The sequence below is a fragment of the Desulfobacter sp. genome (assembly GCA_028768525.1).
Lineage (GTDB): Bacteria > Desulfobacterota > Desulfobacteria > Desulfobacterales > Desulfobacteraceae > Desulfobacter.
In genome coordinates this window covers 2,513,143-2,526,444 of the sequence record CP054837.1, presented here as the reverse complement: position 1 = coordinate 2,526,444, position 13,302 = coordinate 2,513,143, and the positions used below count along the sequence as shown (strand labels likewise).

Sequence of the window (13,302 nt, the reverse complement as noted above, 5' to 3'; positions counted from 1 at the left end):
TTCCTAGTCGTTTTCAGTTCTGCAGCGTGGCGGAATCCAAGACTGCCAGAGTTTTTTATTGGCGTCAAGCCATCTTGATGCGGTTTTTTCCACGGAGATGCCCTGGATGTCCACCTCATGAACCAGTCTTGAAATTTCAGCATTTCCAAAATCCATCCGCTTTAAGGTCTGGAAGGCACAGGGCCACTGCTCCGGCATGCCGGCCCAGGCCGCCTTTTTAAGCCAGCCCCGCCTGGGGTTGCCGCAGTCGAAAAGGAAATCCGGGTTGACGCCCCATTCCGGCCGGGTCTCGCAATCTTTTTCATATCCCGGAAATTCAACAAATTTTCCTGGAACTTCAGCTTCCACCCAATTGGGAGTCCAGTTGAAAAAGATAATGGGCTGATGTTTTTTCAGCACCTCGGACACGGTTTGATTCCAATCTGAGCCCCCTTGGACCTTTACCATCTTGAACTTTAATCCCAGGGCACTGATCCGTGCCCGGTCACGCTGGTCCCAGGGCCCCCCAATGTACTGCCCCAAAGGGCGGGTAAGGTCTGTGGCAAAGACCGGATAACAGGTCTCCAGGGCCCGCCAATCGGGAAGGCCCGGGCAGAGGCCTTCAACATAATCCGGATACCACCAGTCTTCCCGGGTAATGGCGGTATAGGTCCCTGCGTCAATCACGCCCCCCTGTTTCAGCATCCGTGCAAACAGCTTTGCATTGGTCCCTTCCCAGACTTCCACCTGAACATGGAGATGGCCTCTGAGCATGAGCCCCCACTGCCCCTCATCCGTATGCCGGAAATACGCTATGTTGTACCCCATGGATTGAAAGATCCGCCCGGCTATCCGGGACAGGATATTCTGGCTGGTCCAGTCGTTGGTGACAATGGCAATCGGTGCAGGGCTTTCAGGTGGTCCGGAGCCGGGTAGGGCGGAACTGGGTAATAGCGCGGATCCAACCATCAACATTATAATAAGGATGGTTCGCCCGGCAGATGAATGCCGTTTCCCTGGTTGATATATAAAATTTAAAATCCGCTTTCCCATGCATAATGAGTAGCAGGATCAGTGTATGCTGTAAATATGAATTATGAATATGGGAGAATGGTGGTCTTATCGAGGGGAGTGGGGGTGGTGGGCCGTGTTGGGCTCGAACCAACGACTCTCTGCTTAAAAGGCAGATACTCTACCAACTGAGTTAACGGCCCGGAATTGCTTCCAAAAAAATGGCGTCCCCAAGGGGATTCGAACCCCTGTCGCCGGCGTGAAAGGCCGGTGTCCTGGACCAGGCTAGACGATGGGGACGCGTGGTGGTGCCCAGGAACAGAATTGAACTGCTGACACGGGGATTTTCAGTCCCCTGCTCTACCGACTGAGCTACCTGGGCTCACAAGAATTGGGACTTTAAAGGAAAACGGCGGGGCTGTCAACGATTATTTTCCACCGGCCAAAAAAAAACGGATGGGCCGGGGAGGGCTTAAAAAAGGCAGTCGTTGTATAAGCGTCATCTTTTAATACAAACGAAGGTTCCCCGGCCCATCCGCGGATGGGCTATTATTCTATTTCAAAGGCCCGTTCCCCGTGCAGGGCATTGTCCAGCCCGGCCAGTTCGTCATCCGGATTTACCCTGAGTCCGCCGGTGAGGGCCGCCGTTACCTTGATCACAATAAAGGTGGCCAGGGCGGAGAAGGCTGCGGTGCCGATGATGGAGAGAATCTGCACCAGTACCTGTTTGGGGTTGCCGTAGAAAAGACCTGCAGCCCCTTCGGTTACCGAGGGGGAGGCAAAAATGCCGGTGGCCACGGCGCCCCAGATGCCACAGAGCCCGTGGATGCCAAAGGCGTCAAGGGAGTCATCATACCCCAGTTTCTGTTTCAGGACCGCCACCCCATAATACCCCAGGAGCCCTGAGATGATGCCGATGGCAAATCCGCCGGCCAGGGTGACGAACCCGGCGGCCGGGGTAATCCCCACCAGGCCGGCTATGGCACCTGATGCCAGGCCCAGGAGCGTGGGTTTACCGGCAATTTTCCATTCTGCAAAGAGCCAGGCCAGTCCCCCGATGGCGGCTGCGGTGTTGGTGACCATAAAGGCCGATGCGGCCACCCCGTCGGCAGCCAGCTCACTGCCCGCATTGAAGCCAAACCAGCCGAACCAGAGCAGCCCGGCGCCCAGGGCGGTGAATGTGACAGAAGAGGGAATCATGGCCTCTTTCCCATAGCCCCGGCGTTTTCCCAGGATCAGGGAGAGAACCAGTCCGGAAACCCCGGCATTAATGTGGACCACATTGCCCCCGGCAAAATCCAGTGCCCCGATTTTATGCATCCAGCCCCCGCCCCAGGCCCAATTGCACACCGGGGTATAGACAACGGTGACCCAGAGGACGGCAAATACGATCCAGGCGGAGAATTTCATCCGGTCCACGACGGAACCCAGGATAATGGCAACGGAGATGCAGGCAAAGGTCATCTGAAAGAGAACAAAGATCAGGGTGGGAATGGTGCCGGAAACAGAATTGATGCCAATGCCGGAGAGAAACAAATGGTCCAGACTGCCGATGAAAAGGCAGCCGCTTTCACCGAATGCCAGGGAATACCCCCAGGCCACCCACACCACCGAGGCCAGGCAGTATGCGGTCAGGGTCATGGCAATGGTGTTCAGCAGGTTTTTGTACCGGGACAGGCCGCCATAGAACAGGGCCAGGCCGGCCGGGGTCATCATCATGACCAGCGCCGTTGACATGGTCACCCAGGCGGTGTCGCCGGTGTCAATGGCGCCATCTCCTGCAAGGGCCGGCATGGTGTTTACTAGAAGCATTATGGTCAGGATTATCCATTTTTTCAGCATCATTTCCATCCTCGTTGGGTTATCAGTTGTGTTTCAACAAATTTGTCCAAAGATAAATAGCAAGGGGTATGCCAGTATTTCGAATGCTCCCGTGGCGCGGGGTGCAACCCGCTTAAAATATGGGCGATATCGGGTTTAGGTGTTGTGGGGGTGGATGGAGATTTAGATTTATAGATCGATTTTAATACAAAAATGTTATTTTTTACATGGTTGAGTATTTCAAAAATGTAATTTTTTCCATTCTTCTTATTTGGGGTGCCGTGACAAAGATTCCGGCAGGACCAGAGGGAACCTTTGCCGGGGTTTTTTTGTTGAAATTACATTATTGTCAATTTCCATGAATCTGTCGTGTGAAGCTGACGGTAAGGGTGACCGCTCCCCAGTCGGATTCAACCTTGCCTGTGAGCAGAAAAGGTTTGCCGTAATCCAGGATGTGACAGAACCGGGCATAGGGCTTGGGAAAAAAAACCGTTTCCACGATTCCGGTCTCATCCTCAAAGGTGAGGAATTTCATGGGATCCCCCTGTTTGGTCCGGACTACTTTGCCGGTGATGAGCCAGCCGGCAAAGGTGACGGTTCTTCCGGTGAAATTGTGGAGGTCCGCAGCCTTGACCGTGTTAAGTGTCCTGATTTGGCCGGCATAACCGGTTATGGGGTGGCTGCCGGCCAGAAGCCCGAGGGTGTCCAGTTCCCGGTGGATCAAATCCTTTGGGGCATCCGGGGGAAGGTCCGGGATCTCGGGCAGGGGGGCGTCAAAGAGGCCCGGCAAAGTGCGGTGGCATGCCCTGGCGGATTGGCGGCTTCTCAGCCACAGGGCGTGGGACCAGAGCAGGGCCGCCCTGCTGTTGCCTGGGTTGAGGCGGTCCAGACAGCCGCTGTGGACCAGGGCGCAGCATTCATCTTCCCGGAGGGAGACCCGGGAGAAGAAATCCCAGAGGTCGGAGAATTCTTTGGTTTTCCGTTCACGGATGATGGTTCCCATGGTGGCAGCGGTGAGCCCTTTAATGGCCATGAAACCGATTCTCAGGCGGTCTCCGGAACCGGTCCAGGAGATCTGGCTGGCGTGGATGTCCGGCCCCTGCACCTTGATCCCCAAGCGCCGGGCTTCGGATACATAGGCAAAGGTGGAGTAGAACCCGCCTCGGTTGGAGATCACAGCCGCCATGAATTCCGCCGGGTAATGGGTCTTAAGATAGGCGGCCTGGAAAGAGACCCGGGCATAGGAGGCTGAGTGGGGCTTGCAAAAAGAATATCCTGAAAATGAGATGATCATCTCCCAGATTTCCCGGGTTTCTTCCGGGCTGACGCCCTTTGCCCTTGCCCCGTTGATAAAGTCACGGTGATAGGCGGACAATTCCCGGTGCTTGTCCTTTTTGGACATGATTTTTCTGAGGCCGTCGGCCTGGGCATGGGTAAAGCCGGCCAGGCGTACCGCCACCCGGGAGACATCCTCCTGGTAGACCATGATGCCGAAGGTTTCGTCCAGAAGACCTCCCAGCAGGGGATGGATGGGATCCCATATCCCGGTGTGCAGCCGTTGGAGGTATTGCTGGATGAATTCGTTGGCCGCCGGCCGGATGATGGAGGAATGGATGACCAGGTGGGCGAAATCCCCCACCCGTGATTTTTTCTGGAGCAGGCGCATGGCCGGGCTTTCAATGTAAAAGCACCCCATGGTCTGCCCCTGGGCCACCAGGGCCTGGGTGGCCGGGTCGTCTTCGGGGTCAATCTCCTGGAAGTCGGTGAATGCGCCACGGGTGGTCCTGATGGCGGCGATACAGTCCCGGATGACCCCCAGGCTCCTGTTGCCCAGCAGGTCTATTTTAACCAGGCCGGCGGCTTCGGCGCTGTCTTTTTCCCATTGGATCAGCGGAATACCCTTGGGCGCTGTCTGGACCGGAACATAGGTGTCAATGGGGTCGGGGGTGATGACCACACCGCCGGGGTGGACCGAAAGATGTCTGGGGGTGCCGGTGAGGGCCTGGGCCTGGGCCATGATTTCAGGCCATGGCCTGGGAAAGTCCATATCCTTGAATTCCGGCCGGGTTTTGATCCGGTCCAGAAGGCTTTGGGCGGCCTCGTCCTCCCGCCAGAACCAGGGCAGGCGGGCCGTCACTTTTTTGATCTCGGCTTCCGGCAGGCCGTAGACCTTGGCCGTCTCCCGCACCGCCATCCTGGGCTGGAAGAGAATGTGGGAGGAGACCATGGCCGCATGCCCTTTAAACTGGCTTAGCACCCGGTTGAGGATGCCGTCCCGTTCATCCCAGGCAAAGTCGACATCAATGTCCGGGGGATCCTGCCGGCCCGGGTTCAGGAAGCGTTCAAAGTAGAGGTCGTGCTTGATGGGACAGACATTGGTTATCCCCAGGCAATAGGCCACAATGGAGGCCGCTCCGGACCCCCGGCCGCAGGTTTGGGAGGCGTGGCGGACAATGTCTTCCACCACCAGAAAATAGCCGGCGAAATTTTTTTGATTAATTACGGATAATTCCCGGTCGATGCGGTGGACCACCTTTATGGGCAGGGGGGCGCCGTAACGGTCCCGGGCACCGGCCAGGGTTTTTTCCCTGAGCAGGTCCGGGGCGCTTGTCCCCCGGGGCAGGGTGAATGGCGGCATGACAATGCCGAATTCCGGCCCCTGGAATTCCAGCCGTTCACCGATTTCATGGGTGGCGGCAATCGCCCCGGGCAGGGCCGCGAACCTGCTGGCGTAATCATCCGGGCGGCCCAGGAAGGCATTTGCCGGGGCCAGGTCCCGGGGGCCCAGCCTTGACAGGCAGGTGTTTTTGTCAATGGCCCTGAGCATGGCATGGGCGGGGTGGTCCCCGGGACGGAGGAAAAAACTGCCCGGGGTGGCAACCATGGGGATATTCATGTCCACGGCCATCCGGCACAGCCGATGGGTGCGGGAGAGGGGGCCCCTGGGCAGCGCGGCGGCCAGGTCCAGATTCATGCCCCGCCAGCGCGCCAATAGTTCCGGGGCCTGGGTCAGGATGACCAGGCCCCGGCCCAGTTCCGGAATGCGATCTTTCAAAGTGAACGCCTTATCCCTGTGGCGGCGGGTCAGCAGCCGGCAGAGATTCCGGTATCCCCTGGCATTCTTCACCAGGCAGACCGCCCGCCAATGGCCGGCCGGGTCCGAAATTTCCGCACCGATGATGGGGCGGAGGCCGTAATCCCTGCAGGCGTCCAGAAAGGGCCATAGCCCGTAAAGGTTGCCCGTGTCCGTCAGGGCCAGGGAATGGTAGCCCATGGCCCTGGCATGGGCGCAGAGCCTGCGGACGGGGGCGGTACCCCACATGAGTGAGTAATGGGAGCGGACGGTCAGGGGGATCATGGAATGGCCAGTGCAGCGGCGGGACGGACGGCGGCATTGCCGAACCGGGCCCGGATTTCAGCCATGGCACCGGAGAGCCTGTCGGTCCTGGGGGAATTATCAGGGCCAGGGGAGGCAAATAGGTCGGCTTGCACCGGCGCAACCGGGCCGGCAGTGCAGGTCAGGGCCATGTGCCGGATGCGGACCCGCCGCTTCCAGGCGGCCCGGAACAGGGACCGGGATTGCCGGAACAGGGCCGATTCAAGGCCGCCCTGGGCCTTGGCGGATTCTGTATGGCAGACCCCGTCGGAATAGGAGATGGTGAGGGTGAGGGAACGCAGGGTCTCATTCCGGGAACAGAGCCGGCCGGCCAGGGCCGCCGCCATTAAGGCCAGCCCGGCAGTCAGTTCATCCGCATCGTTGGTGTCGTCGGCAAATTCATGGTCCGCCCTGAGCCGGCCGGGCCGGGAGGGGGAGACCGGAGAGGGGTCAATGCCCTTGAGCAGCCGCCGGACAGCAGCGGCCCGCCCGGGAAAGGGGATGTCCATCTGTGCCGGGGTCAGGGTGCGGATCTGTGAAATACGGACCAGGTTGAACCGGGTGGCGGTGCGGATCTCTTCTTTGGACAGCCCGGGAAGGAGGCTGAGGGGCAGCGGGCCCAGGAAGGCCTCTTCCTCCCCCGGACCCACGATATATTCCCCCAGGGGTTTGACCATGCGGGTGGCCACCTTGGCCACCAGTTTGGAGGTGGCCAGGGACCAGATGGGCTCCAGGCCAAGGGACTTTTTCACGGATTTTTTCAGGCGGAAGGCCACGTCCGGAGGCGGGCCGTAAAGGCGGCTTGTGCCGGTAATGTCCAGAAACAAGTGGCCGTCCCGGCAACCGGACTCAACAGCCGGAGTGTAGGTCAGGCCCTGTTTGAACACATCTTTCATGGCCCGTTCGTAACGGTTGAACCGGGGGGGCAGGACCGGGACACCCCGGTGCTGCCGCTTGACCCGGGACAGGGGCATGCCCTTGCGGATGCCCTCCTTAAAGGCGGGCTCGTTCATATCGTAGACCACGGCCCGGGGGGCGCCTGTGGGGGCGATCACCAGGGGCTCGTTCCTGAGGGCGGGATCAATGCAGGCTTCGATGCCGGCAGCAAAGTCGGCGATATTCAGGTGGATGATGTCGCGGTGTGACATGGTGCCGTACTCTATGGGTTAATGGGCCTGTAAAATAGCGGCAAGGCGCAGGCAGTTTTTCGGGGCCTGGCCCCGGACGTGGTTGTTGAAGAACAGGGCACCCGCCCGGGCGCCGGGCATGAGACGCTGGGTCATGAGAGCGGCGGTTTCACGCAGTTCGGTTTCGCTGTAGTCATAATCGAATTGTTTCTGCATATTGCCCGAACGCCATCCGGCGCTGTTCCGGCCGTGGAGGCGCAGGTAAATCAGGTCCGGGTTGGTGACCAGGTCCAGCCGGGGAAACAGGTGGGGCAGGGGCGGCCCGTCAACGGTGACCAGGGTGATGTTTCGGCGCTCAAATTCATAGAATACCTTGTCGTTCACCCATGAGGGATGGCGGAATTCCACGGCCATGGGCAGCCCTGTGAATTCTTCCAGGAGCGCTGCCAGGTAGGCCCGCCGGTCCGGGGTGCGCCTGAAATAGGGGGGGAGCTGGACCAGGATGCTTAGCAGTTTTTGAGTGTCCACCAGGGGGGCAACGGCCCGGCGGAAGGCGGCGGCCTCATCCTTCCAGAGGGTTTTATCCACCTCATGGGTGAGGGTGCGGGTCAGTTTGAGGCTGAACATGAAATTTCCGGGTACCTGGGCGGCCATGCGTTCCAGGGAGGGCGCCTTGGGCATCTGGTACCAGGTGTAGTTGAGCTCCACGGCATTGAAGTGCCGGGTGTAGGCGGTGAGCATATTGGCGGCATGGGTGCCTTTGGGGTACACCCCGGCATCCACCCATTCGCCGTAGGAGTAACCGCTGGTGCCTGTGAAAAGAGCGGCCATAAGATCATTCCGCTTCCATGGCATCGGCCGGCCGGATCAGCCCCACTACCTTTCCCTGGATCAGAACCTCGTCAAAATCGTAGGTCTGGGGGGCAAATTCGGGGTTTTCCGGGCGGAGTTCAATGAATTCCGGATGAAGGAAGAAACGCTTTACCGTGGCCTCTTCTCCGCGAACCAGTGCCACGACGATTTCCCGGTTCCTGGCATACTGCCGGGGGCGGCAGATGACGATGTCACGATTTAAAATACCGGCGTTTTTCATGGACTGCCCTTGGATTTTCAGGGCAAATAGGTTGTCTCCGGGATACAGGCCGCTGTCCACCAGAAGGCTGCCCTCCCATTCCTGGGTGGCGTAGATGGGCAGGCCCGCGGTGATCCGGCCGACAATGGGGATGCGTTTGTGGCGAAATCCCGCGTCCCCTTCGCCGGCGCCGGGAAATCCCCCGTCGCCGCTGTTTCCGCCGTGATCCAGGATATGGATGGTCCTGCTGTATCGCCCCTGCCGCTGGATATAGCCTTTATCTTCCAGGGTTTTGATGGTTTGGCTGACGGCGGCGTGGCTGACCCCCAGATCGCCGGCAGCGGTGCGAAGGCTCGGCGCCGTACCGCTGCGATGCAGTTCCCGGTTTAAATAATCCAATAGTTTTTTCTGTTTTTTTGTCAACTGCGGTTTCATTTTTCCCCTCTTTTTGGTGTCCATCAGTGTGGCAAAAATAGTTTTAAATGTCAATATAAATGTAAAGGTAAAAGTAAAGAAAAAATCTATACATAACAGGGGGTGAAATTGTATGGTTAAACCATTTCTTAATATTGTCGGGCCCTTTGACTGGGGAGGGTTTCGGCTGTATCGCCATGTGAAACATCCTTTTTAGTTGTTGACAACCTAGAATTAATGGGCTACAGAAAGCTACAAATAGGCTATAGAGGCGCTTTTTGGCGTTTTCCGGATTTAATCTGCAACGGAACGAATCTTGTAATGGCTGAATTAGAACTAAAAAACATTAGTGTTCGGTTTGGGGGACTTCTCGCCCTCTCCAGTTTGAGTTTTACCATTGGGAATGGCCGCGTCGTGGGATTAATCGGCCCAAACGGCGCGGGAAAAACCACGGTGTTCAACGTGCTCACCGGTGTCTACCAGGCATCTGAGGGGGATGTTATCTTTGATGGCAAAAGCATTTTGGGCAAACGGCCCTATGTGATTTTTGAAAAGGGGATTGCCAGGACATTTCAGAATATCCGCCTCTTTTCGGCCATGACCGCCGTTGAAAATGCCATGGTGGCCCGGCACTGCCGGGCGGGAAAAGGAATCTTGGGCTCCATCCTGAGAACGCCGTCCCAGAAGCGGGAAGAGGCATGGATAAAGGACAAAGCCATGGAAGCCCTGAAGTTTATGGGGGTGGACGAATTTGCAGATACCGTGGCGGCCAACCTGCCCTACGGCCTCCAGCGCCGTCTTGAAATCGCCCGGGCCATCGCTTCCGAGCCGAAAGTCCTGCTTTTGGACGAGCCCGCCGCCGGTATGAATCCCTCTGAATCCTCAGAGTTGATGAACGATATTGCGCGCATAAAGGACCTCGGCATTGACGTGCTTTTAGTGGAGCACGATATGAAGGTGGTCATGGGTGTGTGTGATCATATTGTCTGTGTTGATCACGGTGTGAAAATCGCCGAGGGAGACCCTTCTGAAATCCAGAACAATCCCAAGGTGATAGAGGCATATCTGGGTCAGCCTGCCAACCAATAATTTTTAGGAGGAGAATGATGAGAAAAAGAGTTGTTTCAATCGTAACACTGTGCCTTATCCTGGTTCCCTTTCTGTGCGGCGGTGTCTATGCAAAGACGTTGAAGATCGGCTCCATGAGCCCCCTGACCGGGCCCTATGCCTCTGACGGCACAGATATCAAAAACGGCGTTCTTACTGCCATTGAAGTAATGGAAGAAATGGGGGGCATCCCCGGTTACGACAAAATCCAGCTGTTCCCCCAGGATACCGCATGCGACCCCAGACAGGCGGTTGCCGCAGCCAACAAGCTCATCAACCTTGAGGTGGCGGGCGTCGTCGGTGCCTATTGTTCCTCTTCCACCATCCCGGCCTCTGATGTTCTGGATGAAGAAGACATCATCATGATCACCCCGGCCTCCACCAACGAAAAGGTTACCGACCGCGGCCTTCCCTACATGTTCCGCATGTGCGGCCGTGACGACGACCAGGCACCGGCTGCCGCCAAGTTCATGAAAGAATCCCTGGGCGCCAAAACCATTTTCATCGTTGACGACAAGACCACCTATTCCCAGGGCCTGGCCGACGGCGTTGCCGATGCTGCCAAATCCATGGGCATGAACGTTGTGGCCCATGAGCATGTCAACCAGGGTGACAAAGACTTTTCCGCCATCCTGACCATGGCCAAAAAAGCCAATGCCGATATTTTCTACATGTCCCTTCAGGGTTTCTCTCCTGCGGCCATGATGACCCTGCAGGCCAAACGGCTGGGCATGGATTCCCAGATCGTTACCCAGGACGCAGTGTTCCAGCCCAGGTACATGGAAGTGGCCAAAGACGCTGCCAATGGCGTTTTCCTGACCTACGGATTTACCGATCCCACGACGCCTGAATACAAGGCCTTTGAAAAACGCTACGTGCCCAAGTACGGGAAGATCGCAGCCTATGCCACCTATGCCTACGACGCTGCCATGTCCCTGCTCAAAGCCATCAAGGCTGCTGGTTCCACCGATTCCGCCAAGGTAAAAGCCGAGCTGATGAAACTGGATTTCCAGGGCGTATCCAAGCACGTGAAGTTCAGAGCCAACGGTGATTCCGGCTCCTCCTACATTGCTTTCAAGGTTGAGGGCGACAAGTTTGTTCCCTATTGGGAACCTGTCAACGGCCTGATTAAGTAGTGTTTGGACGAAAACGCACCTCTATGGGCACGTTTTAATCCAAACAGTTAACTGCGATGCGGCCGGAATCAAGGGTCAATTGTTGCCCCGGCCGCATCATCCCTCCACAGCAACTTTGAGAAATGAAGTTATAGAATGGAATATTTTATTCAGCAGTTGATTAACGGTTTGACCCTGGGCGGCATGTATGCGCTCATCGCACTGGGATATACCATGGTTTACGGTGTGATACAGCTCATCAACTTTGCCCACGGCGAGTTTTTTGCCGCAGGCGGATATGCGGGGGCCATCGCCCTGTCCTATTTTGCGGGACTGGGGTATATGGATACCCATCCGATACTCTGTCTGACCGGGGCCTTTGCCCTGGCCATGGCATATTGCGCCTATCTGGCCGTCGGGGTTGAAAAAATCGCGTATAAACCTTTAAGAAAAGCCTCGCGGCTGGCGGCGCTGCTGTCGGCACTGGGCATGTCCATTTTCCTGTCCAACGGTATGATGCTCACCCGGGGCGTATATGATGCGGTTTACCCTTCCGAGCTCTTCCAGGGCGGGTTTGATTTCGGTATGGTGACCATTTCTTATCTTCAGATCACCATTGTCTCCCTGACAGCGGCCCTGCTCATCGGGCTGAATATCCTGGTTTTCAAGACCAAGATCGGCATGGCCATGCGGGCAACGGCCCAGGATAAGACCATGTCGGCCCTGGTTGCCATCGGCTCCAACAAGATCATCTCCCTGACCTTTGCCATCGGCGCCGGCCTTGCGGCTGCCGCCGGCATCATGTACGGGCTCTACTACGGATCGGTGAAATACGACATGGGATTTGTTCCGGGGATCAAGGCCTTTGCCGCTGCGGTTCTGGGCGGGATCGGCAATATCACCGGGGCCATGGTCGGCGGCCTTATCATCGGCATGGTGGAAATCTTCGGTGCCGGGTATATCTCCGGGGAGTACAAGGATGTGTTTGCCTTTATCATCCTGATCGGCGTGCTTTATTTTAAACCTACTGGAATTATGGGCGAGAATATCGATGATACAAGAGTTTAAAAAAGTCTGGAAACCGTTTGTCATCGGCATGCTCTGGCTGCTGGGCCTGCTGTGGCCCATGCTGGGCGTTCACCCCGACGGCACCCTGACTTTCCAGAAAACCTTTACGGTGTGGAGTTATATTGCGGCGGGCGCCCTTGTCTGCCTGATAATTTACGTGATGAAGGCCAGCGGCACCCTGACCGTTGTCACCGATCCCCTGACAAAGGCGGGGCAAGGTGTTAAACGATCGGCCACGGCCCTGCCCACCTGGGTGTGGATCGTCATCCTTCTGGTATTCTGCTGCATATATCCACAGTTTGCGGGGCGGTACGGGACGGATGTGGCCATCAACGTGCTGCTGTATATCTGCCTGGGCCTGGGCCTGAATGTGGTGGTCGGCCTGGCCGGCATGCTGGACCTGGGGTATATTGCCTTTTACGGTGTGGGGGCGTACACCTATGCCATTTTAAATACCGTGTACGGCCTGGCCTTCTGGGTCTGTCTGCCCTTTGCCGGTATTTTTGCCTGCATTGCCGGCTGCATTGTCGGGTATCCGACCCTGAGGATGCGCGGCGATTACCTGGCCATTGTCACCCTGGGGTTCGGGGAGATCATCCGGATCATTCTCAACAACTGGATGGAATTGACCAACGGCCCCAACGGCATCCTGGGAATAGACCGCATCGGCTGGTTCCGTTTTGTATTTGAAAACGGGGTCTCATTTGAAACCATATGGGTGAAAAAGCTTCAGCTCTTCTACTATTTTGCCTTGGGCCTGGCTATTTTTACGGCCATCGGGGTAAACCGGCTCAATTTCTCCCGCATCGGCCGGGCCTGGGAATCCATCCGGGAGGATGAGACGGCGGCTGAACTCATGGGGGTGAACACCTTTATCTACAAGCTGCTGGCCTATGCCACAGGTGCCTTTTTTGCAGGCCTTGCCGGCGCGTTCTTTGCGGCCCGGATGAAATTTGTCTCCCCTGAAAGTTTTACCTTCCTGGAGTCGGCCATGGTGCTCTGCATGGTGGTCCTGGGCGGTATGGGGTCCATACCGGGGATTATCCTGGGGGTTATCGCACTTATTGCCCTGCCTGAAGTGTTCCGTGAATTTGAATCCTACCGAATGCTGATATTCGGATCCACCATGATCATTATGATGCTGTTCAGGCCGGCCGGCCTGATTCCTGCCAAGCGCGTGGGCCAGCGATCCGAAGAAAAGGAGGGCTAAGG

10 protein-coding genes and 3 tRNA genes are annotated in these 13,302 nt (G+C 57.1%); 4 read left to right on the top strand and 9 right to left on the bottom strand.

Translation table 11 applies throughout. The features are described 5' to 3' along the window. Positions 1-3 precede the first annotated feature (3 nt). The 9 genes from HUN04_11570 to lexA form a co-directional block, all read right to left on the bottom strand. Positions 4-948 carry an ABC transporter substrate-binding protein gene (locus HUN04_11570; GenBank protein WDP90296.1) on the bottom strand — a complete coding sequence of 315 codons (945 nt, stop codon included), beginning with the start codon at positions 946-948 and terminating at the stop codon, positions 4-6. Between the two features lie 169 nt (positions 949-1,117). Further along, positions 1,118-1,193, bottom strand: a tRNA-Lys gene (locus HUN04_11565). Positions 1,194-1,212: 19 nt separating this feature from the next. Further along, positions 1,213-1,290 (bottom strand) — tRNA-Glu (locus HUN04_11560). 6 nt (positions 1,291-1,296) lie between these two features. Further along, a tRNA-Phe gene (locus HUN04_11555) sits at positions 1,297-1,372 on the bottom strand. Positions 1,373-1,539: 167 nt separating this feature from the next. Then, entirely contained in the window at positions 1,540-2,835 is a 1,296-nt protein-coding gene (locus HUN04_11550) for an ammonium transporter (protein ID WDP90295.1), read from the bottom strand. 325 nt (positions 2,836-3,160) lie between these two features. Beyond that, positions 3,161-6,169 carry a DNA polymerase III subunit alpha gene (locus HUN04_11545; GenBank protein ID WDP90294.1) on the bottom strand — a complete coding sequence of 1,003 codons (3,009 nt, stop codon included), beginning with the start codon at positions 6,167-6,169 and terminating at the stop codon, positions 3,161-3,163. Continuing rightward, the gene (locus HUN04_11540) at positions 6,166-7,335 is read right to left on the bottom strand and encodes a hypothetical protein (protein WDP90293.1); all 1,170 of its coding nucleotides are present in this window, start codon (positions 7,333-7,335) and stop codon (positions 6,166-6,168) included. Before HUN04_11540 ends, HUN04_11545 begins: the two co-directional genes overlap by 4 nt. A gap of 18 nt (positions 7,336-7,353) precedes the next feature. Next, positions 7,354-8,145, bottom strand: a complete 792-nt coding sequence (locus HUN04_11535) for a DUF72 domain-containing protein (protein WDP90292.1) — start codon at positions 8,143-8,145, stop codon at positions 7,354-7,356. Positions 8,146-8,149: 4 nt separating this feature from the next. After that, positions 8,150-8,821 carry a transcriptional repressor LexA gene (gene lexA, locus HUN04_11530; GenBank protein WDP90291.1) on the bottom strand — a complete coding sequence of 224 codons (672 nt, stop codon included), beginning with the start codon at positions 8,819-8,821 and terminating at the stop codon, positions 8,150-8,152. 300 nt (positions 8,822-9,121) lie between these two features. On the opposite strand from lexA, the gene HUN04_11525 reads away from it, so the two are divergent. The 4 genes from HUN04_11525 (at position 9,122) to livM (ending at position 13,300) form a co-directional block, all read left to right on the top strand. After that, complete coding sequence (locus HUN04_11525; protein WDP90290.1) at positions 9,122-9,889, top strand: ABC transporter ATP-binding protein; 768 nt, start codon at positions 9,122-9,124, stop codon at positions 9,887-9,889. 17 nt (positions 9,890-9,906) lie between these two features. Next, the gene (locus HUN04_11520; GenBank protein WDP93264.1) at positions 9,907-11,043 is read left to right on the top strand and encodes a branched-chain amino acid ABC transporter substrate-binding protein; all 1,137 of its coding nucleotides are present in this window, start codon (positions 9,907-9,909) and stop codon (positions 11,041-11,043) included. Between the two features lie 135 nt (positions 11,044-11,178). After that, a complete protein-coding gene (locus tag HUN04_11515; GenBank protein ID WDP90289.1) occupies positions 11,179-12,090 on the top strand; it encodes a branched-chain amino acid ABC transporter permease in 912 nt (303 codons plus the stop codon). Continuing rightward, complete coding sequence (gene livM / locus HUN04_11510) at positions 12,074-13,300, top strand: high-affinity branched-chain amino acid ABC transporter permease LivM (GenBank protein ID WDP90288.1); 1,227 nt, start codon at positions 12,074-12,076, stop codon at positions 13,298-13,300. Before HUN04_11515 ends, livM begins: the two co-directional genes overlap by 17 nt. Positions 13,301-13,302 lie beyond the last annotated feature (2 nt).